This window comes from Streptomyces sp. BI87 (genome assembly GCF_025957665.1).
GTDB classification, from domain to species: domain Bacteria; phylum Actinomycetota; class Actinomycetes; order Streptomycetales; family Streptomycetaceae; genus Streptomyces; species Streptomyces albidoflavus.
In genome coordinates this window covers 25,787-47,996 of sequence record NZ_CP110079.1, presented here as the reverse complement: position 1 = coordinate 47,996, position 22,210 = coordinate 25,787, and the positions used below count along the sequence as shown (strand labels likewise).

At 73.1% G+C, this 22,210-nt stretch carries 21 protein-coding genes; 8 read left to right on the top strand and 13 right to left on the bottom strand.

Annotation, left to right across the window (positions count from 1 at the left end; genetic code table 11):
* Positions 1 to 37: 37 nt before the first annotated feature.
* The 7 genes from OIM89_RS00205 to OIM89_RS00175 form a co-directional block, all read right to left on the bottom strand.
* Positions 38 to 724, bottom strand: a complete 687-nt coding sequence (locus OIM89_RS00205) for an alpha/beta hydrolase fold domain-containing protein (RefSeq protein ID WP_413747414.1) — start codon at positions 722 to 724, stop codon at positions 38 to 40.
* A 185-nt stretch (positions 725 to 909) separates the two neighbouring features.
* Positions 910 to 1,941, bottom strand: coding sequence for a hypothetical protein (locus tag OIM89_RS00200; protein WP_030697471.1), 1,032 nt, complete (start codon positions 1,939 to 1,941; stop codon positions 910 to 912).
* A 29-nt stretch (positions 1,942 to 1,970) separates the two neighbouring features.
* Positions 1,971 to 3,251, bottom strand: a complete 1,281-nt coding sequence (locus OIM89_RS00195; protein WP_030697470.1) for a TRAP transporter large permease subunit — start codon at positions 3,249 to 3,251, stop codon at positions 1,971 to 1,973.
* 4 nt (positions 3,252 to 3,255) lie between these two features.
* A complete protein-coding gene (locus tag OIM89_RS00190; RefSeq protein WP_030697469.1) occupies positions 3,256 to 3,888 on the bottom strand; it encodes a hypothetical protein in 633 nt (210 codons plus the stop codon).
* Positions 3,885 to 6,014 carry a hydantoinase/oxoprolinase family protein gene (locus OIM89_RS00185; RefSeq protein WP_030697468.1) on the bottom strand — a complete coding sequence of 710 codons (2,130 nt, stop codon included), beginning with the start codon at positions 6,012 to 6,014 and terminating at the stop codon, positions 3,885 to 3,887. The genes OIM89_RS00190 and OIM89_RS00185 overlap by 4 nt, the downstream gene beginning before the upstream one ends.
* A gap of 169 nt (positions 6,015 to 6,183) precedes the next feature.
* Positions 6,184 to 7,797, bottom strand: a complete 1,614-nt coding sequence (locus OIM89_RS00180) for an FAD-dependent oxidoreductase (RefSeq protein ID WP_030697467.1) — start codon at positions 7,795 to 7,797, stop codon at positions 6,184 to 6,186.
* Positions 7,798 to 7,870: 73 nt separating this feature from the next.
* Complete coding sequence (locus OIM89_RS00175; RefSeq protein ID WP_107049093.1) at positions 7,871 to 8,971, bottom strand: LacI family DNA-binding transcriptional regulator; 1,101 nt, start codon at positions 8,969 to 8,971, stop codon at positions 7,871 to 7,873.
* A gap of 222 nt (positions 8,972 to 9,193) precedes the next feature.
* On the opposite strand from OIM89_RS00175, the gene OIM89_RS00170 reads away from it, so the two are divergent.
* On the top strand, positions 9,194 to 9,571 hold the full coding sequence (locus tag OIM89_RS00170) for an AQJ64_40280 family protein (RefSeq protein ID WP_308053810.1): 378 nt from the start codon (positions 9,194 to 9,196) through the stop codon (positions 9,569 to 9,571).
* 122 nt (positions 9,572 to 9,693) lie between these two features.
* On the opposite strand, the gene OIM89_RS00165 is transcribed toward OIM89_RS00170, so the two are convergent.
* The 5 genes from OIM89_RS00165 to OIM89_RS00145 are packed head-to-tail and all read right to left on the bottom strand — an operon-like array spanning position 9,694 to position 14,366.
* Positions 9,694 to 10,326, bottom strand: a complete 633-nt coding sequence (locus OIM89_RS00165) for a CoA transferase subunit B (protein ID WP_030697464.1) — start codon at positions 10,324 to 10,326, stop codon at positions 9,694 to 9,696.
* On the bottom strand, positions 10,323 to 11,075 hold the full coding sequence (locus OIM89_RS00160; RefSeq protein ID WP_030697463.1) for a CoA transferase subunit A: 753 nt from the start codon (positions 11,073 to 11,075) through the stop codon (positions 10,323 to 10,325). Before OIM89_RS00160 ends, OIM89_RS00165 begins: the two co-directional genes overlap by 4 nt.
* On the bottom strand, positions 11,075 to 12,280 hold the full coding sequence (gene fahA / locus OIM89_RS00155; protein WP_030697462.1) for a fumarylacetoacetase: 1,206 nt from the start codon (positions 12,278 to 12,280) through the stop codon (positions 11,075 to 11,077). Before fahA ends, OIM89_RS00160 begins: the two co-directional genes overlap by 1 nt.
* Positions 12,277 to 13,167: a hypothetical protein gene (locus OIM89_RS00150; protein ID WP_030697461.1), complete on the bottom strand. Its 891-nt coding sequence runs from the start codon at positions 13,165 to 13,167 to the stop codon at positions 12,277 to 12,279. Before OIM89_RS00150 ends, fahA begins: the two co-directional genes overlap by 4 nt.
* The gene (locus tag OIM89_RS00145) at positions 13,164 to 14,366 is read right to left on the bottom strand and encodes a homogentisate 1,2-dioxygenase (protein WP_030697460.1); all 1,203 of its coding nucleotides are present in this window, start codon (positions 14,364 to 14,366) and stop codon (positions 13,164 to 13,166) included. Before OIM89_RS00145 ends, OIM89_RS00150 begins: the two co-directional genes overlap by 4 nt.
* 442 nt (positions 14,367 to 14,808) lie before the next feature.
* On the opposite strand from OIM89_RS00145, the gene OIM89_RS00140 reads away from it, so the two are divergent.
* Entirely contained in the window at positions 14,809 to 15,480 is a 672-nt protein-coding gene (locus tag OIM89_RS00140) for an IclR family transcriptional regulator (RefSeq protein WP_151167256.1), read from the top strand.
* 73 nt (positions 15,481 to 15,553) lie between these two features.
* Here OIM89_RS00140 and OIM89_RS00135 read toward each other — a convergent pair whose 3' ends face one another.
* Positions 15,554 to 16,216, bottom strand: coding sequence for an IclR family transcriptional regulator (locus tag OIM89_RS00135; RefSeq protein WP_030697458.1), 663 nt, complete (start codon positions 16,214 to 16,216; stop codon positions 15,554 to 15,556).
* 203 nt (positions 16,217 to 16,419) lie between these two features.
* Between OIM89_RS00135 and OIM89_RS00130 the strand changes: the two genes are divergently transcribed.
* The 6 genes from OIM89_RS00130 (at position 16,420) to OIM89_RS00105 (ending at position 22,075) form a co-directional block, all read left to right on the top strand.
* Positions 16,420 to 16,875, top strand: coding sequence for a nuclear transport factor 2 family protein (locus tag OIM89_RS00130; RefSeq protein ID WP_264490848.1), 456 nt, complete (start codon positions 16,420 to 16,422; stop codon positions 16,873 to 16,875).
* A gap of 174 nt (positions 16,876 to 17,049) precedes the next feature.
* Positions 17,050 to 18,393: an MFS transporter gene (locus tag OIM89_RS00125; protein WP_030697456.1), complete on the top strand. Its 1,344-nt coding sequence runs from the start codon at positions 17,050 to 17,052 to the stop codon at positions 18,391 to 18,393.
* A complete protein-coding gene (locus tag OIM89_RS00120; RefSeq protein WP_030697455.1) occupies positions 18,390 to 19,205 on the top strand; it encodes an SDR family NAD(P)-dependent oxidoreductase in 816 nt (271 codons plus the stop codon). The genes OIM89_RS00125 and OIM89_RS00120 overlap by 4 nt, the downstream gene beginning before the upstream one ends.
* A gap of 71 nt (positions 19,206 to 19,276) precedes the next feature.
* On the top strand, positions 19,277 to 20,113 hold the full coding sequence (locus OIM89_RS00115) for an SDR family NAD(P)-dependent oxidoreductase (RefSeq protein WP_264490847.1): 837 nt from the start codon (positions 19,277 to 19,279) through the stop codon (positions 20,111 to 20,113).
* A complete protein-coding gene (locus OIM89_RS00110; RefSeq protein WP_030697453.1) occupies positions 20,106 to 21,572 on the top strand; it encodes an FAD-dependent oxidoreductase in 1,467 nt (488 codons plus the stop codon). Before OIM89_RS00115 ends, OIM89_RS00110 begins: the two co-directional genes overlap by 8 nt.
* On the top strand, positions 21,569 to 22,075 hold the full coding sequence (locus OIM89_RS00105) for a nuclear transport factor 2 family protein (protein ID WP_030697452.1): 507 nt from the start codon (positions 21,569 to 21,571) through the stop codon (positions 22,073 to 22,075). Before OIM89_RS00110 ends, OIM89_RS00105 begins: the two co-directional genes overlap by 4 nt.
* The last annotated feature ends 135 nt before the right edge of the window (positions 22,076 to 22,210 follow it).

Genomic DNA, 22,210 nt, shown 5'->3' with positions numbered 1-22,210 from the left:
GCGAGCACGCGCGGTGAACGGGTCGCGGCGGCCGCTCTCAGCAGCCGCCCAGCGCCCGCCGCAACGCCGCCACCTGCTCGGCCGCCGCCCGGCGGGAGAGCGTGACCTGGGGGAGGACCCCGTCGAAGCCGTGGAAGGCGCCGGGCGACAGGCGCAACTCGGCCGGTACGCCCGCCTCGGCCAGCCGCAGCGCGTACCGCGCGCACTCGTCGCGGAAGACCTCCAGCTCCCCGACGTCCACAGACGCGGCGGGGAGCCCGGACAGGTCGGCCGCGCGGGCCGGCGCCGCGTACGGCGGGACCCTCCCGGCACCGGCGAGCGGGCCGAGCAGCGCGGACCAGCCGAAGAGGTTGTCGGCGCGCGGCCAGGCGACCGCCCGGCTGAACTCCCTGCTGGAGGGCGTGGTGTTCCGGTCGTCCAGCATCGGGCAGAGGAGGAGCTGGAAGGCGAGGGCGGGCCCGCCGCGATCCCGGGCGAGCGGGGCGGTGGCGGCGGCGAGGCCGCCGCCCGCGCTGATCCCGCCCACCGCGAGGCGGTGCGGGTCGACGCCGAGCGCCTTGGCCTGCCCGGCCGTCCACCCCAGCGCGCGGTAGCAGTCCTCGACGGGCACGGGGTGGGGGTGCTCGGGTGCCGGCCGGTACTCCGCGGACACCACCACGCACCCCACGTCCCGCGCGTAGGCGGAGACCCGGGCGTCGTCCGTCTCCGGTGTTCCGAGCACCATGCCCCCGCCGTGGAACCAGACCAGGCACGGCGCGGGCACCGGGGCGCCGGCCTCGGGCCGGCGGCGAGCGCCGCCGCGGTCTCCGGGTCGAGCCGGGGGTCCAGGGGCATGGGCATGGCCTTTCTCGCACGGAGCGGCGGGCCGGGGCACGCCGGTGGAGGACCGGAGTGCCCCGGCCGGTGCCGTCAGCCTCGGGCGACCGCGAGGGAGCCGGCGAGCCGTTCCCCCGCCTCGTAGACCATGTACGGCACGCCCCGGTCGGTGCCGAAGCTGGGGGAGGCGGCGCGGCCGTTCTCCGGGGCGGCGCTGCCGGAGTCGTAGAAGACGCCGAGGTGGTCGCGGCGGGAGAAGTCGTTGCCGACCTCGCTGATCAGCATGTTCCCGCCGTTCTCCTTACCGGTGTGGTAGACGACGTAGGCGCTGCCTCCCCGGGTCAGCAGGTGGGGGCCGCTGAGGTTGTTCACGCCGACGTCCGAGTGACGGATCAGCGGCTGCTGGGCGAAGGTCCAGGCGCGGCCGTCGTCGGACCAGCCCCAGCCGATGTCACGGTGGTTCGACTGGTTGTTGACCATGAACAGCATCACGTACCGGGCGCCGCGCGCGGGCAGGTCGTGGCGGAAGACGCGGGCGTAGGAGGTCTCGTTGGTGCCCGCGGGGAGCATGTCCTTGGTGAGGACGGTGCGGTCGTAGGTGAAGGTGATGCCGTCCTTGGAGCGGGCGAGGCGGGTCGTGTGGTTCTCGCCGTGGAAGTACAGCCACAGCTCGCGCGCGTCCTCGTGCCACAGGACGTGCGGCGAGGAGACGTGGCTGACCTTGTAGTGGGGCTGCCAGTCGTTCGTGACCAGCGGGTTGGCGTGGTACTCGGTGAACGGCCCCTCCAGCGAGTCGCCGTAGGCCAGGCAGATGCCGCCGGGCGCGTCGTGCGGCGCGTAGTAGAGGTAGTAGCGCCCCAGCGGCGAGGAGAGCCGGTCGTAGACGCCCCGGATGCACGGGAAGATGATCTCGCCGGTGGGGTTGTACGTCAGCTGTGAGGGCGTGAGGAGGGGCTTGAGGTGGCGGTAGTCCGGGAAGCCGCCGGGGGCCGCGGCGGCGCTGCCCGCCCACGCGCCGCTCATGCCGAGCCCGGCGGCGGCCGCCGTCCCGGCCAGCGCGCCGCGCAGGAAGACGCGGCGGCCGGGCCCGGCCGGGCCGTCCCCGGTGTCCTGGTGCTGTGTCATGTCCTTCTCCGTCCCGAAGAGGTCGACGTTCACAGGTAGGTGGCGGCGGTGACGCAGAGACCGCCGAGAGCCACAGCCCACACGTAGGGCAGGGTCCGCAACATCACCTGCTGCGGGGTGGTCCCGGCGTACTGCGCGCTCCACACGGTCTGGGTGCTGGTGGGGTCGGCGACGCCGAACACCTGGTTGTAGGAGGTGGCGAGGCCGAGCACCGCGACGGCCGGGTAGATGCCGGCGGCGATGAGGACTCCGGCGATGCCCGCGCCGAGGCCGTAGACGTTCAGCGGCCCCCGGTAGAGGCAGAGCGGTACGAGCAGGGTGAAGACCAGCACGAACAGCACCGGGTTCTGCGGGCTGACGGCCTTGACCAGCGGCTCCAGCGACTCGACCGCGCCGGGCAGCTTCACCGCGGCGAGCAGGATGCCGATGGCGACGAACAGGACGATCGGAGCGGCCGCGACCTCGAAGGAGCCGTACAGCGTGCGCAGCAGCCGCTTGTTCATGTCGCGCGGCCGGGTCGTCGTGACCAGGGCGAACAGCACGCCCGCCAGCATCGAGGGGAGGATCGCCACCTCCAGGCCGAGAGCGAGGACCAGCGGGACGACCGGGGTGAGGAGCGCGTACCAGGGCGCGTCGCCGAGCTGCTGACGGCGCGAGGCGGGCTTCGCGGAGGCCGACGTGAGGGACCAGGCGTGTTCCACGCCCCGCCTGCGGGTCTCCACGAGCACGAAGAGGACGGCGGCGGCCAGCGCGAACGGGAAGAGCTTCAGCATGAACCCGCGCACCGTCGGCACGGGCAGTTCGAGCGCGGTGGAGAAGAACTGCCAGATGGGCAGTTCGAACGGCATGCCGGCGGCGATGCCCATGAGGATCGTCCCGGCGGCGGTCACCTTGGGGATGCCGACGGCGATCATGGCGGGGATGCCGATGATGCCGGCGAGCATCGCGGCGGGCGCGGACCCGGTGACCGTACCGACGAGGGTGGAGACCGCGAGGACGCCGAGGGCGACCACGACCGGGCGGTCACCGCCGAACTCCACGATCTTGCGCACCAGCGTCCCCGCGATGCCGGTCTCGTCCAGGAGCCGCCCCAGCCAGGAGCCGAGCAGGATCGCGATCATCGTGGCCGCGAGGGCCGGCGCGCCCTCCTGGAGGACCGTGTCCAGGACACTGTTCTCACCGGTCAGCGGTGCGCCGGCGACGAAGGCGATGACGACGCCGAGGACGACGAGCGCGAAGGCGGTGGGCAGTTTACGGGTGAGCATCGCGGCGACACCGGCCGCCATGACGAGAAGGATGACGACGCCCATGGCGTTACTTCTTTCTTCCGTGCGGGGAACCCTGCGGGCGGCCGGGGAGCGGTTCGACGGCGAGGGCCAGGGCCGCCGTCAGCAGCAGGGGACTGCGGCCCAGCCCGCAGACGGCGCGGGCGTGGCCGTGGGCGGCGATCTCGTCGGCCCCCGCGACGTGGCCGTGGACCGTGTGGCGCCCGGCGCGCAGCACCACGTGGCCCAGGGCCTGCTTGAGCGACTTCCTCGCCGGGCCGTGGTGCAGCTGTGCGTGCACCGCCTCGTGCGCGAGGGCCGCCGCCCGCACCGACCCGGCCGGGTACCAGTGCCGCCACCCGAGCCGGTCGACCAGCTCCTCGGCGAGGGCCAGCGTGTCGGTGAACAGCTCCACCGTGGGCACCGGCCGCGAGGAGTAACGGGCCAGCAGCCCCCGGGCCAGCCCGTCCTCGCTCTCCACGACCCGGGCCGACGCCTTGACCGGCGGCAGGTCCGCGCCGAACGCGTCGGCCGTACGGGCCCAGCGACGCAGCAGCTCCGCGTCACGTCCCGCGTGCGTCGGCGTGTTCGCGAGCAGCCGGGCGCCGAACTCGACGTCGTCCAGCCCGGCCAGCTCCGCGGCGGCCGCCAGGCCCGCCCGGTCCAACAGGACGGCGCTCATGCGCGCACCTCCACCACGGCGACGACCGGCTCGTCCGCGGCACGCGCCCGCAACTCGCTACGGGCGAGCGCCAGCAGCGGGTCCGGGTCGAGCACACCGGACAGGTCGGCGATGCGCGAGCCGAGCAGCAGCCGCAGCGCGGGGGCGCGGACCCCGCCGTCCCCGTACGACGTGGCCTCCTTCACCAGCCGCGCCAGCGTCTCCGGGGCCTGGCCGACGGTGGTCTCCGCGACCCGGGCGTCCGGCGCGTGCAGCCGGACCACGCCGTCGGCGTCCACCACCCGCACCGGGTGCCGGTCCGCGCGGAAACGGCGGTGCACCTCGGTGCCGTACACCGTGTGCGCGGGCGTCCCCGCGAGCACGCGCACCGCGGCGGGATCGGTGTGCAGGCTCTCGGCGGCGGCCCGCAGCCGGTCCGCCTCACCGGCCCGGTGGGCGCGGTCCTGGGTGCGCAGTTCGGTGGCGCCGGTCGCCACCGCCCGGACGGTGTGGGTCTGCGGGTCGACCGTGACCTCCACCTCCACCCCCTCGGCGGCGGCCCCCTGCGCGATGACGGCGGCCTCCGCCTCCGCCCGTACGGCGAGGATCTGCTCCTGGCCGGCGCCGGGGACGATGCGCTCGACCTGTTCCCGGACGAGGGCCAGGGCGACGCCGATGGGGCTGATCACCTCGTTGTGGCGGGCGATCCTGCCCGGCAGGCCGGTGACGGCCGCCAGGTGCGGGGTCACCGTGGCCGCGCCGCCGCCCCCGCCGACGAGGAGCGCGGTGTCCTTGTCGAGGCGGTAGTCGCGCATCATCTCCTCGGCCACCGAGCGCACCTGGTCCGCCCCCGCGTCCAGCAGCTTCGTCGCCGCCGTGGCGACGTCGGTGCCGAGGACAGCGGCGAGCGGGGCGAGCGCCGCCTCGGCCGCTGCCGGGTCGCAGCGGGCGAAGTCGCCCTCGGGTACCCGGCCCAGCGCGTTCGCCGCGCAGGTCATGGTGATCGCGTAGCGGCCCCCGGCGGCGTCGAGCACCGCGTAGTCGGCCGGGTCGTCCGCCATCGGCCGGACCAGGGTCAGCCGGGCGTCGCGCAGCTCCTGCGGGTCGGCGAAGCAGGCGTAGGGGAGCCCCGCGATGTGCGCGCTGCGCGGTCCCACGCCGACGACCTTCCGGCCGTCGACACGGACCATCGAACCACCGCCGACGCCGACGGTCCGCACGTCCAGCGCCGAGAGGTACGACGGGCGGCCCAGCATCGTCGCGTGCCGGACGGCGACCTTGCCGCGCCGGACCACGCTGATGTCGGTGGAGGTGCCGCCGGTCTCCAGGAAGAGTCCCTCGCTGACGCGTTCCTGCATCAGCGCTCCGGCGACGCCCGCGGCCGGGCCCGAAAGCACGGTCAGCAGGGGTCTGCGGCGCATCTCGTCCAGCGACATGACACCGCCGTCGCAGCGCATCACCATCAGCGGGGCGCTCACGCCCGCCTTGGTGATGGAGGCGTCGACCAGGTCGGCGGTGGCGAGCATGCGCGGCAGGATCGCCGCGTTCACCACGGCGGTCCGGGTGCGCTTGTGGAGCCCGTAGAGAGAGGTGATCTCGTGCGCCGCCGTCGTCGGCAGGCCGCGCGCCCGGGCGGCGGCCGCGACCGCGTCCTCCCCCTCCGGCCGGTCCACGCTGAACGGCTGGCTGGCGACGACGACCCGCGCCCCCTCCCGGGTGACCGCGTCGAGCGCCGCCGCCACGGCGGTCGCGTCGTCCGGGTCGTCCACGTGGGCGTAGGCGAGCGGCAGCCGCTTACCGGGCGTCAGTTCCAGCTTGCGGAAGGCCGCCAGCCTGCGGGTCAGCGCCCCGCCGGGGCCGGTGCCGACGCCGACCAGCCCGACGGTGGCCACATCGCCCTCCAGCAGGGCGTTGGTAGCCTGTGTCGTGCCGTGGGCGAGGAAGGTCACGTCCTCGGGTGTGTGGCCGGTCTGTTCCAGCAGACGGCCGAGAGCCTCGACGATGCCGTGTGCGACACCGTCCTCGTGGTGGTGGCTGGTCGGTACTTTCACCTGCCCCAGCAGGTCGAGGCTGGTGGCGTCTACGGCCACGGCGTCGGTGAAGGTTCCGCCCACGTCTATGCCGACGCGGATGCGGTGGGTGTTCATGGCTGGGCACCTCCTTGTGCGGATGGCAGGGCGAGGGCGGCGGGTACGGGTCTCGCGAGAGAGCCGGCCCCGGGCCGGGCGGGTACAGGTGGAGCTGTGCCCGCCCGGCGCTCCGCTCGCGCCCCGGGGGGCCGTGCGGTGAAGCGGGGTGTTGTCGCGGTGCGGCGGGTCAGTAACCGCGTACGTCCGGCCAGTGGCGCTGCACGCCGTCGCGGTCCAGCAGGGCGGCGAAGACCTCGAACCGCTTGTCCTCGGCCTGGACCTGACGCGGTTCCACGTCCTCGGCGACGCAGTGGGCGGCCAGGGCGCCGGCGACCTCGCCGATGTTCCATTCCACCGGGTGGAGCCGGTAGCAGCCGTTGGTGATGTGGGTCGTCCCGATGTTCTTCCCGGCCGGCAGCAGGTTGCGGACGCGGCGCGGGACGAGCGCGCCGAGCGGGATCTCGAAGGGCACCGAGCCGATGTCGACGTAGTTGTCACCGCCGGTCGAGGGGTGCAGGTCGATGCGGTAGTTGCCGACGCCCACGGAGTCCCGGTACCGGGTGCCGCCGTACGGTCCGACGAGGTCGATCGAGACGTCGTGCTCGGTGACGGTGGTGACCGCCTTGATCCGGCGCGACTCGCGCACGTACGGCGCCTTGGCCAGGCCGTCCCGGGTGCCGGTGACGTCCGGGCGCAGCCTCAGCCCCGGGAAGCCCCGGCCGCCGTCGGCGCGGGGCGCCTCGGTCTGGAGCCAGTACAGGACCGACAGGGAGAGCTGGCGTGCCTCCGCCAGCGCCTCGGCCGAGGTCTGTTCACCGCCGCCGATCAGCGGCTTCAGCCAGTAGTCGTTCAGCGGCCAGTTGACCAGCGTGATGTCGGAGTCGAAGGCGCCGGGCCGGTGCAGCTTGCGGGCGAGGATGCGGCGGAACCCGAACAGCTCCTTGTCGCCGGCGTCCGCGGACTGGTCGGCGTCGACGTCCAGCGGGTCCAGCTCCGGGTTGGGGACGAAGGTGCGCGGCACCGCCTGGAGGCTGCGCGGGTCGGGGGCGAGGAAGCCGAGCAGCGGCCCGGGCCAGAAGTCCGGCCGGTAGGAGCGCCAGAAGTCGTAGTCGGCCGGGCGCTCGATGGTGTGGTCCTCGCCCTCGTGGTGCGAGAGCGCGAAACACACCGTGATGCCCTGCTGGTTGAGGGGCTGGGCCTCCTCGGGCGCGTGCGGTTCGCCGAACTCGCTCCGCGCCTCGGCGCCGGTCACGTGCTCCACCCCGGCCAGTTCCAGCAGTTCGCCGGTCTCGGTGGCGTCGACGACGTACCGCGGCCGGAAGGCGCGCCGGTCGCCGGAGCGGAGGTCCGCCACCGTCACCGACCGCACGGTGTCGTCGTCGCCCGCCTCGGCGGCGACCGGCCGGTGCTCGGTCAGCAGCGTCAGCAGACCGGCGGAACGGTACGGCGCGATCATGGCCTCCAGGACCGCGAGCGCCACCCGCGGCTCGTGGCAGAGCTTGCTGACCCGGCCCGCTCCCGGGTTGAGGTTGCGCAGGGCCAGGGCCTCGGAGCGCAGCGGGTACCACTGCCGGTAGTAGTCCCGGACGGCCTCCCGCATCCTGCGGTACGAGGCGGTGGTGCCGAACTCCTCGACCCACGGGTGCTCGTCGGGCGGGACCGCCTGCGAGGTGAGCTGGCCGCCTATCCAGTCCGTCTCCTCGGTGAGGACGACGGTGCGTCCCGCCCGGCAGGCGGCGAGGGCGGCGGCCACGCCGCCGAGTCCGGCTCCCACGACGAGGATCTCGGGTTGGGATGTCACGGTTCTCCTTGAAGTGCTGTGCGTAGGTGTCGCTTCGGTGCGCCGCCCGCTCCTCACCGGGCGGAGTGGCCGGTCAGGGCTGCCCGGGGGCCGGGCCCGCCGTCGCGCCGGGACGGAAGGCGCAGGCCACCAGGGGTTCGGTGGCCTCCTCCCCGGCCACCAGTGCGGCGAGCAGCCGGACGGCGGCCGCGCCGAGCTGGGGCCGGGGCACGTCGAAGCCGGTGGGGACCGGATCGCCCGCCAGGTCCGGCGGCGGGCTGCCGAGGAGGGCGAGCGAGGCGTCGCGGGGGCAGTCGACGCCCGCGTCGCGCGCGGCGTCGCCCAGGGCGCGCCAGGCGTCGCCGGTGTCGGTCTCCTCCGCGACGAAGGCGGTCACGCCCTCGTCGAGCCAGTCCCGCAGCCGCTCGGCGGTCAGCTCGCGCCGGGGATCGGCGGAACGGAAGACGGCAGCGGGACCACCGGGCAGCCCCGCCTCCTCCAGCCCCTTGAGGAAGCCGTGCTCGCGGTCGGTGGAGGCCGGGGCGTCGTCGTCCTCGCGTACGAGCACGATCTTCCGGTGCCCGAGCGCGGCGAGCCGTGCGACGACCGTCCGGCTGGCGCTGATGTAGTCCGCGCCGACCCAGGCCAGGCCCTCCAGCTCGTCGCGCCGCCCGAGGTGGACGACGGGGAAGCCGTCGGCGACCAGCCTCAGCAGCTCGTCGGCGGGAGCGTGGCGTCCCAGGAAGAGGCAACCGTCGGCCAGCCGTACCCGGTTGAGGGCGTGGGGCCCGGCCGCACCGGCGCCGCCCGTGCTGGAGCCGGTGAAGAGCACCAGGTCGAAGCCGCGGGCCGCCGCCTCCCGCTCGACGCCGACCAGGAACGGGTAGTACGAGTGCTGCACGTCGGTCGGGAACGTCGAGGTGAAGCTGAAGACCCCGAGCAGGTTGTTCCGCGCGGCGGCCAGCCGGCTGGCCGCCGGGTCCGGGACGTAGCCCAGGGCCCGTACCGCGTCGAGCACCTTCTGCCGCGTCTCCTCGGAGATCGCCACGCCCTGCTTGCGGGCCCCCAGCACCAGCGAGACGGTCGCCTGCGAGACCCCGGCCAGCCGGGCCACCTCGGCCTGGCGCGGCCGTGACGTGCGACCGGCGGGGGTGGGCGTCCGCCCCCGCCGAGCCCGCTTCCTGGCTTCTTCCACGGTGTTCCTCCGGATCGCTAATGCGTATAAGTAATGCGCATTAGCGAGTACTGTGAACCCGTGTTCGGCACCGGTCAAGGGATCGCGCAAGACTTCTTTTCCGGCCGTTGTGGCCGAAGGACGATGCCGGGGAAGGAGGCGTCCCCGGCGTCGTCAACCTTTGTGGGTGGCAGCGGGTCTTCCCGGGTGACGTTCGGGACGAGAGGGGATGAAGACGAGTTGGTGGCTCTGCAAGCCTCGGTGACCTGGGTCGACGTACGGGAGAGGTTCCCGGAGATCGGGATGCCGGTCGCGGCGGCGATCACCGGGCGGTACCCGGCGGAGGGCGACGACGGTGACAGGGCGTCGGGTGAGGAGTTCTGGCTGGTGAGACCGATGTACTACACCGACCGGTACGAGACGCCGGACGGCGTCACCCACCACCACTGCTTCGTCGACTCCGACGAGGTCGTCCGCTTCCCCTACGACCGGGACAGCGACGACAGCGTGACGCACTGGGCGGAACTCCCCACGCTGCCCGGCACGGACACCCACTTCCTCGGCGGGCAGGACGTGGGGCCGGCGCTACGCCGTGCCTGGGAGACGCCCGCCGGCGCCTGAGCCGTGCCGCCGAACGGCAACGGGTGCGGCCCCGTCAGCACCTGACGGGGCCGCACCTCTTGATGTCGGCAGGCAGGTGGGCGTGGCAACGCCCGTGGTGGATCTGCCGGTCGGAGAGTCTGCTACCCGCAGTGGACCTCCGCCTGCGTCCGGGCCCGGACGTCCTCGACGGAGACGTCCGGTGCGAGTTCGGCCAGGCGCAGGCCCTCGGTGGTGACGTCCAGGACGCACAGGTCGGTGATGACCCGCTCGACGACGCCCTTGCCGGTGAGGGGCAGGGAACACTCCTCGACGATCTTGAAGCTGCCGTCCCTGGCCACATGCTCCATCAGGACGACCACCCTCCTGGCGCCGTGCACCAGGTCCATCGCGCCGCCCATCCCCTTGACCATCTTCCCGGGGATCATCCAGTTCGCGATGTCGCCCCGCGCCGACACCTGCATGGCGCCCAGTATCGCGGCGTCGATCTTGCCGCCCCGGATCATGCCGAAGCTGGTCGCGGAGTCGAAGAACGAGGCGCCCGGGCGTACGGTGACGGTCTCCTTGCCCGCGTTGATCAGGTCGGGATCGACCTGGCCGTCGGCCGGGTAGGGGCCGGTGCCGAGGATGCCGTTCTCGGACTGGAGCACCAGTTCCACGCCGGCCGGGATGTGGTTGGGCACCAGCGTCGGCAGACCGATGCCGAGGTTGACGTAGTCCCCGTCGGACAGCTCCGCCGCCGCGCGGGCCGCCATCTGCTCGCGGCTCCAGCTCATCGCACCATCCTCTTCTCGATCCGCTTGTCGGCGGCCTGTTCGGGCGAGAGGGCGACGACGCGGTGCACGTAGACGCCGGGCAGGTGCACCTGGTCGGGATCGAGCGCGCCGGGCTCGACCAGTTCCTCGACCTCCGCGACGCAGATCCGGCCCGCCATGGCGGCCAGGGGGTTGAAGTTCCGGGCGGCCTTGTCGAAGACGAGGTTGCCGTGCCGGTCGCCACGGGCCGCCCGTACCAGGGCGAAGTCCGCCACGACGGCGCGCTCCAGCACGTAGGCGCGGCCGTCGAACTCCTGGGTCTGCTTGGGAGGGGAGGCGATCTCGACGCCGCCCGCGCCGTCGTACTTCCAGGGCAGGCCGCCCTCGGCCACCTGGGTGCCGACGCCGGTGGCGGTGAAGAACGCGGGAATGCCCGAGCCGCCGGCCCGCAGCCGCTCGGCCAGCGTGCCCTGGGGCGTCAGCTCGACCTCCAGCTCACCGGCGAGATACTGCCGGGCGAACTCCTTGTTCTCGCCGACGTAGGAGGCGACGATGCGGCGGACGCGGCCCGCGTTCAGCAGCAGACCCAGTCCCCAGTCGTCGACACCGGCGTTGTTGGAGACGACCTGGAGCCGGTCGGCGCCCGACCGGAGAACGGCGTCGATCAGCACGGCGGGTATGCCGCACAGGCCGAAGCCGCCCACCGCCAGCGTCGCTCCCGAGCCGATGTCCCCGACCGCCGCGTCGGCGGAGGTGACCACCTTGTCCATCAGACCTCCCGGCCCTGTCGCGCGGGGACGACGCGTCCGCGCGCCTCACCGAAACCGATACGGGTACCGCCCGGCCCGGGGGCGGTGGCGCGCAGCACCACCTCGTCCCCGTCCTCCAGGAACGTCCGCTGCTCCCCGGCGACCGTCACCGGCTCCGCCCCGCCCCAGGTCAGCTCGATGAAGGCACCGCGCTGTTCCTTGGCCGGCCCCGAGACGGTGCCCGAGGCGAACAGGTCACCGGTGCGGGTGGGTGCGCCGTTGACCGTGAGATGGGCCAGCATCTGCGCGGGCGACCAGTACATCGCGGAGTACGGCGGCCGGGAGACCACCTCGCCGTTCCACTCGACCTCCAGGTCGATGTCCAGGCCCCAGGGCACGTCGAGCGCGAGGTAGGGGAGGACCTCCGGTTCCTGGACGGGGGTGCGCACCCTGGCCTCCGTCAGAGCCAGCAGGGGCACGACCCAGGGGGAGACGGTCGAGGCGAACGACTTGCCCAGGTTGGGCCCGAGTGGCACGTACTCCCACGCCTGGATGTCGCGGGCGGACCAGTCGTTGAAGAGGACGACGCCGAAGAGGTGCCGCTCCGCCCGCCCGGCCGCGACGGGCTCACCGAGCGCGTTGCCGGTGCCCACCACGAAGCCCAGTTCGGCCTCGATGTCGAGGCGTACCGAGGGTCCGAAGACCGGTGCCGGGTCGCTGGGGCCCTTGCGCTGTCCGGCGGGGCGGACGATGTCGGTCCCGGAGACCACGACGGAGGCGGCCCGGCCGTGGTAGCCGACCGGGAGGTGCTTCCAGTTCGGCATGAGGGGCTCGGGGTTGTCCGGGCGGAACAGCCGGCCGAGGTTGGCGGCGTGGTGTTCCGACGCGTAGAAGTCGACGTAGTCGGCGACATCGAACGGCAGGTGGAGGGCCACCTCGGCGGCGGGGTGCACCGCCTCGCGGGGGATCTCCCCGCGCAGCGCGCCGGCGATCGCGGAGCGCACCTCGACCCAGCGGTCGTGGCCCTGGGCCATGAAGGGGTTGAGCGAGGGACCCGCGAACACCTCGTCGCCGAGGAGTGTCGCGAGGTCAACGACGTGCTCGCCGTAGCGGGTCCCGACGCGGGGGGCGCGGCCGGGCGGTGAGTAGACCCCGTACGGCAGGTTGTGGATGCCGAACAGGTCGTCCTGGGGCACGTCGAGGCGGACGGTGGGGGATGTGGTCACAGGAGGTCCTTGGTCAGGTCCGGGTCGAGCAGGCCGAGAGCCGCGAGCTCACCGACCGGCTCCGCGAGGGAACAGGTGCCGAAAGAGCGGAAGGCCGGCCGGACTTCCGGGGAGAGGGCGCCGACGAGCCCGGCGACCGTGGTCGCGTCGCGTTCGGCGAGGACCGCGACGACCTCCTCTTCACCGGCGCCGCCGAGCGCGGCGCCGGTGGCCGCCAGCAGGTTGAGGTGTCCGTGCTGCTCGAAACCGGTGCGCGGGTCGGTGTTGCGCACCGCGTGATGCAGCCCCGCCGTGGCCTTGAACGGGACCTGGGCCCGTACCGCGAGGAGCACGGCGCGTGCCAGTTCCCGCTCGTCGGGGTACAGCCCGGCCCGCACCCCGCCGGTGCGGAACTTCGCCAGGAAGGGGGAGTCCGCCAGCGAGGCGATCAAGCCGGGCCGGCGTTCGTCGCGCGGCACCTCCACGTACACGGTCACCCCGGTGCGGTCGTCCGCGTTCCTCAGGGCGGTGGTCAGCCGGGGCACGATCTCCGCGGTGGGCACGCCCTCGGGAACGGCGACCTCCAGGACACGCAGCCGGGCCGTCGGCAGCGCGGCGACCGACGCCAGCGCCTGACCGGCCGCCTCGGGGGAGGGGACCGTGACCGCGAGGTCCAGGGACTGCCTCTCGTGGCCCGCCGTCAGCTCGGCCAGTTCGGGCAGCCGGGCCTGCGGCACCACGAGGGGTCCGACGAGCGGCGCGTGGGCGGCGGTGACGTGCCGGAGGTGGGCGGGGACGGCCTGGGCCAGCGGCAGCTCGCCGGGCGGAAACACCGCGGCGTCGTCGCAGAACGCGGCGAACAGCTCCGCCGGGACCGGTCCGGCGCCGGGCGGTACGGAGGCCGTCACTTCCCGGCCTCCTTGCCGCCCTTGGCCCAGGAGTAGGCGTAGACGCCGTCGTCGCACGCGCGGGCCGCCTCACCGAGTTCCAGCGGCCGGAAGGTGTCGACCATGACGGCCAGCTCGTCGAAGAACTCCGCTCCGACGGACCGCTCGTAAGCGCCGGGCTGGGGTCCGTGCGGGTGGCCGCCGGGGTGCAGGCTGATCGAGCCCTGCCCGATCCCGGAGCCCTTGCGGGCCTCGTAGTCCCCGCCGCAGTAGAACATCACCTCGTCCGAGTCCACGTTCGAGTGGTAGTACGGCACCGGAATGGCGAGGGGGTGGTAGTCGACCTTGCGCGGCACGAAGTTGCAGATGACGAAGTTGTGCCCCTCGAACACCTGGTGGGCCGGCGGCGGCTGGTGGACCCGGCCGGTCAGCGGCTCGAAGTCGTGGATGCTGAAGACGTACGGGTAGAGGCAGCCGTCCCAGCCGACCACGTCGAAGGGGTGGTGCGGGAGCGTGTGCACCGTGCCCGCGATGCCCCCGGGACCGTTGCCCCGGTGCTTGATGTACACCTCGACGTCCCGCTCGTCCACGACCCTGAGGTCCTCGGGGCCGCGGAGGTCCCGCTCGCAGAACGGGGCGTGCTCCAGGAGCTGCCCGAAACGGGAGAGGTAGCGCTTGGCGGGGGTGATGTGGGAGTTGGCCTCGACGGCGTACACCCGTACCGGCCCGTCCGGGACGATCCGGTAGGTCGTCGCGCGGGGGATGACGACGTAGTCGCCCTCGCCCACCGGCAGATCCCCGAAGACCGTCTCGACCCGGGCCGCGCCGGCCTCCACGTAGAGGCACTCGTCACCGATCGCGTTGCGGTAGTACGGGCTGGTGGTGTCGGCGACGACGTAGGAGAGCCGGACGTCGGCGTTGCCGAGCAGCAGCCTCCGGCCGGTCACCGCGTCGGTCCCCGAGGTGCCCTCGCCGAAGAGGTCGTGCGCACGGAGGTGGCGCGGCGTCAGGGGGTGATTGGGGACGAGCGACTGGTCCGGCAGCTCCCAGACCCGGTACGCCGCGATCGAGGACGGGATGTTCACGTGGTAGAGCAGCGAGGAGTCGGAGGAGAAGCCCTCCTCGCCCATCAGCTCCTCGAAGTACAGCGACCCGTCGGGTGCCCGGTGCTGGGTGTGGCGCTTGGGCGGGATGTTCCCCGCCACGCGGTAGTACGGCATGCCTGTCCCTCTCCTGTCGGCGGTTCGCCCTCGGCGGTCGGTACCCGGAGCCGGACGTTGTCGCGCCGGGGCGGGAGTCGGCCGCGGGGAAGGCGCGGCCCGCGCCGGACGGTCTGCGCGGGCTTCGCGGTCCGGGAGACGCGCCCGGCGGTTTCGTCCCGGAGGTGTCGTCGTCGCTCCGACCGTGTGTGCGCCTGGCGCACACTTCTGTGCGGTGTCCGCAACCTGGGTGCAACATAGTTCGCGTCCCGGGTGGGGTCAAGAGCCGCTGTGGCGCGCGTCGGCCGAGGTGGGAGCCGTGTGCCCGTGGCCGGGACGCCGGCGGAGGCCGGGAGCCGTCGGCGTCCCGCGCTGTCGCGGTGGCTAACCTTCGAGTGGCCGCACCGGCGCCCGAAGGCGCGGTGCGCCACGACCCGCGGAGCGAACACAGGAGGAAGCCCCCGTGGCCACCTTGCAGAGTCTGGACCGTGGCCTGCGTGCCCTGAGCCTCGTCTCCCTCGCGCCCGAGGGGCTCACGGTCGCCGAGATCGCGACGCAGCTCGGCACCGACCGGGCGACCGCCTACCGCATCGTCGACACGCTGGAGCAGCACGCGCTGGTGACCCGGGGCGTGGGGAAGAGGATCCGTCTGGGGGCCGGTGCGGTCGTCTTCGCCGGCCGCTTCCAGCCCCAGCTCGTCCGCGCGGCCGGACCCGTCCTCCAGGAACTCGCCGACGCCGCCGGGGTGGCCGCCTTCCTCTCCCTGGCCCAGGGGGACGACGCGTGCGTGCCCGTGCTGTCCGCGGAACCCGCCCGGCAGACGATCTTCCAGGTCAGCTACCGCATCGGGGCCGGTCACCCGCTGGACAAGGGCGCCAACGGCATCGCCATCCTCGCGCTCCAGCCGGAGGTAGAGGGTGACTCGGCGGCCGTGCGGCAGGCGCGGGAGGCCGGGTACAGCGTCACCGCCGGAGAGCTTCAGCAGGGAGCCGTCGGGGTGGCAGCGGGCTTCGAGGTGCCGCACCTGCTCGGCGCTTCCGTCGGTACGGTCGCGATGGGGGAGGTCGACGTCGACCGTCTGGGTGAGCTGGTGCGCGAGGCGGCCGCGCGGCTCGCCCGACTCGGCCGCGCCTGACTCCCGACCCGCCGAAGCAGCGAACGCCGGGCCTCAGGCCCGGCGTTCGCTGTTCCTCCCCCGGCGGGGGTCTTCAGTCGAGCAGTTCGCCCAGGCTCCTCGCCGCGCGGGAGACCAGGGTGCCGAGCTGTCCGAGGTCGGTGTACTCGAAGACCGAGACGCCGATGCTGGCCGCCGCCGTCCCGTCGGCCGAGGGCACGGCGGCGGAGACGCCGGTGACGGCGGGGATGACCTCGCCGGTGGTGACCGCGTACCCCTGGGCGCGGGCCTCGGTGACCTCGGGGCGCTCGCCCTCGCGGTACGGGCCGTGGGCGAGCACGGCGACGCCGCCGGAGCCCTGCTCGATGGAGTGGGTCTGCCCCGGCCGGAAGGAGACGTGGACCAGCGCGCCGCGCGGTTCCACCACCATGAGCGCGCGCATCTGGGTGTCTCCTTCCCGGACCAGCAGGTGCGCGGTGGCCCGGGTGCTTTCGGCCAGCTCGTCCAGGACCGGGCGGGCCAGTGCGCGCAGGTCCTGCTGGACGGGTTCGGCCAGCGACACCAGCCCGGTGCCCGGGACGATCCGGCGCTGGTGATCGCGGCGGCACAACTGGTGCGCCTCCAACGTTCGCACCAGGCGGTGCGCGACGGTGCGGTGGACCGAGATGGCGTCCGCCAGCTCGCTGACGGTCAGGCCCTGGGGGTGCTCCGAGATGACTCTGAGCAGCAGCAGTCCGTGGTGGAGCGTCTTGGACATGCCCGCGTCGAGTTCGGGGGCCGACCTGGTCGGCGGAGGTGAAGTCACGAATTCATCCCTTGACGGGTTTCAGCCAGCTCCCTATGCTCCCATTAATCGCACAGGTGGTGCGAATATCGCACACAATCTCGGTGTGTCGCAAGCTCTCCTCTTCAGCGGCCGGACGACTGCCGGAGAAGGACACGAGCCGAACGGATCTCCGTATGCATCCTCACGCGCCCTCGCCTGCCCCCGGTGCCCGGCTGGCCGAAATCCACCAGCTCTACCACCTCCAGAGCCACCTCATCGACGGTGGCCGCGCCGCCGACTGGGCGGCGACCTTCACGGCGGACGGCAGCTTCACCTCACCCACCTATCCGGCCCCGGTGACCGGCACCGCCGCGCTGACCGCGTTCGCGGAACGGTTCGCCGCCGACTGCGCCGCCGGGCGGGTGACACGCCGGCACGTGGTCAGCAACGTGGCCCTGACCGGCGACGACGGGGCCGGGACGCTCCAGGTCCAGGCGTATCTGCAGATCGTCGCGACACCCGAGGGCGGCACCCCGCACACCGAGCGGTTCACCACCCTCACCGACCGGGTCGTCCACGACGGCAGGGGCTGGCGGATCACCACCCGCGTCGTCCACCGCGACGGCACACCGGCCGCCCCCCAGGCCTGACGCCCGGGCCCCGCGATCCGGCCCCGCCTGCGCACACCTCCGGCCGGGGGGCACCGGTACCCGCCCCGGCACCGCATCACCGCGCACGACATCTGACCGCGACCCGCGCCTCCGCGGTCGCCGACGACCCCCAGCGATTCCACTCAAGCTTCCGCGCGTTCTAAGGACCGATCCATGGCAGACCTGAGAGCCGAAACGACCGCGTCGCAACCCTCAGGCGAGGGGTCGCCCACGGCCGGCGAGAACCCCGCCACCACCCTGAGAGTCATCCGGGCGGCGATCCTCGGCACCGTCGTCGAGTACTACGACTTCGGCATCTACGGCTACATGGCCACCCTGCTCTCGGCGCACTTCTTCGTCGAGAGCGACCCGAACACGGCGCTGCTCTCCACCTTCGCCGCCTTCGCCGTCGCCTTCTTCCTCCGGGCGCCCGGAGGCATCCTCTTCGGCCACATGGGCGACAAGTACGGCCGCAAGAAGGCGCTCACCTGGACCATCCTGTTGATGGCGGTCGCCACCACCGGCATCGGGCTGATCCCCTCGTACGCCACACTGGGCATCTGGGCGACCGTCCTGCTGGTGCTGTGCCGCTGCCTCCAGGGCTTCGCGGCCGGCGGTGAACTCGGCGGCGCCAACGCCTTCGTCTCCGAACACGCCCCGGCCCACCGGCGTGCGTTCCAGACCTCGTTCGTCAACACCGGCACCTACCTCGGCTCGCTGGCAGCCTCGCTGGTCGCCCTGGTGCTGACCTCGGCCGTCAGCACGGACACCCTGAACGCCTGGGCCTGGCGCATCCCGTTCCTGCTCAGCGCGGTGATCGGTCTGATCGGCCTCTACATCCGCAGCCAGCTGCCGGAGACCGAGCAGTTCGAGGCGGTCCAGCAGAGCGACTCGATCGAGGTGGCGAAGTACCCCATCGCCGACGTCTTCAAGCACGCGTGGCGCCAGATCGTGCTGGTCTTCTTCCTCGGGGCGCTGATCGTCGGTGGCTACTACGTGGCCGGCGTGTACGCCGCCAGCTACCTGCAGACCGAAGGAGGGCGCTCGGCCGACTTCGCGTTCACCTCCACGAGCATCGCCATGATCGTCGCGGTGATCAGTCTGCCCATCGCCGGATACGTGGGCGACCGCATCGGCCGCCGGCCTGTCTTCTTCTTCGGAAGCGGCGTCACGGCGATCATCTCCCTCCCGGCGTTCATGGTGATGCGTGACGGCAGCCCGGTGGCCGCGATCGTCGCCCAGTCCTCGCTGACCTTCTTCATCGGCCTCGTCAACGGTGTCTCGTTCGCCGCCTACGCAGAAATGTTCCGGGCTCGCTACCGCTACAGCGGAATCGCGATGAGCAACAACGTCACCAACATGGCGCTGGGCGGCACCGCGCCCTTCATCGCCACCCTGCTCATCAGCACCACCGACAACAACCTGGCCCCGGCCGGCTACCTCCTCGCCACCGCCCTCATGACCTTCGTCGCCACCTTCTTCCTCAAGGAGACGCGAGGAAAGGAACTGGAACTGTGAGCCCCGCGCAGACCGGCCCCCGCAGGTTCGCAGGCCGATCCGTCCTGGTCACCGGCGCGGCCGGGGGCCTCGGCCGGGCCGACTGCCTGGCGCTGGCCTCGGAGGGGGCGCACATCTGGGCCGCCGACATCGACGTGGCCGCGGCCGAGAGCCTCGTCCCCGAACTCACGGAAGCCGGCGGATCGGGGCAGGCCGTCCACCTGGACGTCGCCGACATCGACTCCTGGAGTGCGCTGGCCGCCCAGGCCGAGTCGGCCGGGCCGCTGCACGGCCTGGTCAACAACGCCGGCGTCAGCCTGCGCGCGGGCATCGCCGACACCACCGTCGAACAGTGGCGGCGCGTCATGGACATCAACCTCTCCAGCGTCTTCTACGGCCTCAAGACCCTCACCCCCGCCCTCGCCCGAGGCGCCGAGGACGGCGGCGCCGCGGTCGTGAACGTCTCCTCCATCGCCGGGATGGTCGGCTACTTCTCCGCCACCTACGGCACCAGCAAATGGGGCGTCCGCGGCCTGTCGAAGGTCGGCGCCCTCGAACTCGCCGCGCACGGCGTCCGCGTCAACTCGCTCCACCCCGGCCTCACCTCCACACCCCTGCTCCACCAGGCCCCCGACACCACCTTCGTCGACGAGAGCCTGCGGTCGGTGCCCGCGGGCCGGCTGGCGGCCCCCCAGGAGATCGCGCGCGTCGTCGCCTTCCTGCTCTCCGACGACGCCGCGTACATCACGGGTGAGGAAGTCGTCGTCGACGGCGGACTGACCTCCGGCGGGCTCTACCACCGCATCCTCGCGGGACTGGCCGGCAGGCCGTGAACCGGCCGGCCGAGCCCGCCCGGAACCGGCTCCGGCCGGCCACCCACCCCACCACACCTGAAGGAATTCCCATGACCACCACCCAGGCGCCCGACGACAACCCCGGCCGCGTCAACCACGACGCCCTCCCCGCCGTCAACCCCGAACTGGTCGGCCGCACCGTCGTCGTGACCGGCGCCGGCCGGGGCATGGGCGCGCTCTTCCTGGAGGAACTGGCCCGCCGAGGCGTCAACGGCGTCGGCGGCGACCTCGACCAGGAGGAGATGGCCTCCGTCGCCGAGAAGATCAACGCCCGCCTTGCCGGAACCAGCGGCGCGGGCCGCGTGGTCGGCGTCGGCGCCGACGTCACCGACCCGGCCGCCGGCGACGCACTGGTGGCCACCGCCCTGCGCGAGTTCGGCCGCCTCGACCTCTGGGTCAACAACGCCGGCGTCTTCCCCCAGGCCGCCTTCACCGACATCACCCCCCAGCAGCTCGCTCTCACCTACGGCGTCAACGTCAACGGCGTCGTGTACGGCGGGCAGGCGGCCGCCCGCCACTTCCGGACCGTCGGCGGCGGCGCGATCGTCAACATGTCCTCGGTCGCCGCCGTCCGCGCCCGGCCCACCCGGGCCACCTACAACTCCTCGAAGGCCGCCGTCCGGCACCTCACCACCTGCATGGCCGTCGAACTCGGCCCCGACAACATCCGCGTCAACTCCATCGCCCCCGGCTACATCGACACCGAGATGACCCGCTGGATCCGCGAGGACCACGCGGCGATGGACCGCGCGCTCACCACCGTCCCGCTGCGCCGGATCGGCGCCCCCATGGAGGTCTTCGCCGCCCTCTACTTCCTCCTCTCGGACAGCGCCCGGTACATCACCGGCGTCAGCATCCCCGTGGACGGCGGTTCGCAGCATGTCTGAGCCCCACGACACGGCATACGACTACGACGTCATCGTGGTCGGCGCGGGCGGCGCCGGACTGGCCGCCTCCGTCTCGGCGGCCGAGGCGGGAGCACGCGTGCTGCTGCTGGAGGCCGAGGACGAGATCGGCGGCTCCACCCAGCTCTCCGCCGGACTGCTGACCGCCTCGGCCACCAGCGTCCAGGAGAGCCTCGGCGTCGACGACTCGCCGCTGCGCATGTTCCAGCACTACATGGACCTGAACGGCTGGCGGGTCCGGCCCGGCCCCGTCCGGATGTTCTGCGAACAGTCCAGCGGCACCGTCGAGTGGCTGCTCGGCCTGGGGGTCGAGATACCCGCCCAGGTCTCGCGCAGCGCCCACGAACCCGGGCTGACCCGGGCCGGCGTGGAGGACGTCTGGCGCGGCCACGTCCCCAAGGACCAGGGCTACGGACTGGTCCAGGTGCTCGACAGGGCCCGCGCACGGCTCCACGTCGACCTGGCCCTCGGCAGCAGGGTGGAGGACCTGGTCGTCCGGGACGGAGCCGTCCACGGCGTCGTCCTGGAGGGTGAGGAGGCCACCGCACCGGCCGTGGTCATCGCCAGCGGCGGCCTCGCGGCCGACCCGGACCTGGTCCGCCGGTTCCTCCCCGACGCCCGGACCGCGGGCGACGCCCTGTTCGTGGTGGCCGCGCCCGGCGCCCGGGGCGACCACGTCGGCCTCGCCGAACGGCACGGCCTCTCCCTGTTCGGCCAGGGCTGGGGCCTGCTCCTGGTGACCGCCGAGTTCCAGCGGTACCACCACTGGCAGAGCGGATTCCCGCCCGCCTCCCGCATCCACGTCGGACCCGACGGACGGCGCTGCATGGACGAGGACGCCCCGTACGCCGTCAGCCCCGGCATCCTCAAGGACCACGGCGGCTGGGTCTGGTCCGTCTTCGACGACGACGCCCGCGCCTCGCTGCCGCCCGGCTACGCCGACTGGGACGCCGACCGCGTCCTGGAGGAGGCCGCCAAGGGCGTCGTCCTGCGCGCCGACACCCTGGAGGAACTGGCGGGCCTGATGGACGTGCCCGCCGACCACCTGACCGCGAGCGTCGCCCGCTTCAACACCCTCTTCGCCGACGGCGCCGACGAGGACTTCCTGCGCCACGAATCCCTCGCGGCCAAGGGCGTCGACCCGCACCTCGCCCCGATCGCGACCGGCCCCTTCCACGCCGTACGGATGCTCCCCGCCGAACTGGTCTGCACCCACACCGGCCTGGAGGTGGACGCCCGGACCCGCGTGCTCGGCACCGACGGCCGGGCCCTCCCGGGGCTCTACGCGGCGGGCGAGGCCGCCGGCGGAATCCTCGGCGAGCGCTACGTCGGCGGCGGCAACTCCGTGGCCCACGCGCTGGTCCTCGGCCGGGTCGCCGGCCGTGAGGCGGCCGCCCGCGCCGCCGTGCTGTCGTCCCGTCACGAGGAGGAGCCCGTATGAGCCGCGCCGACGACCGGTTCGAGATCCAGGACGTCCTGTTCCGGTACGCCCGAGCGGTGGACCGCCTGGACCACGACGCCATCGCCGCCTGTTACTTCGACGACGCGGTCGACGTCCACGGCGGGTACACCGGCGACGCCGCGGGTCTCGTCGAGGACATCCGCTCCCGGCACCGCACCATCGACTCCTCCCAGCACTTCGTCTCCAACGTGCTGGTGGAGTTCACCGGCCGGGACAGCGCCGACGTCGAGTCGTACTGCCTGTGCTTCCTGCGGCAGAAACCCGCCGAACCCGGCGGGGAGCAGGAGCTGGCGGTCATCCGCTGCCGGTACGTCGACCGGTTCGAGCGGCGGGACGGCTCCTGGCGCATCGCCGACCGGGTCGTCGTGTTCGACGAGTCGCGCGTCGTCCCCGTCGTCGACAGGCTGGCTCCGGACTGGGTCGCGTCACGACGCGACGGCACCGATCCCGTGTACAGCTGGGGAGGCCGGGGCAGCGCGTAGGCCGTGGACAGCACGCCCGGGCCCGCGCGACCGACTTTCGTCGCGGGCCCGGGCGACGAAGGGCCACTGCGGCGGCCGCCGGGCGGGGCCTAGCGTGGGGGTGTGACTCGTGTGGAACCCATGCCCCCCGCAGTA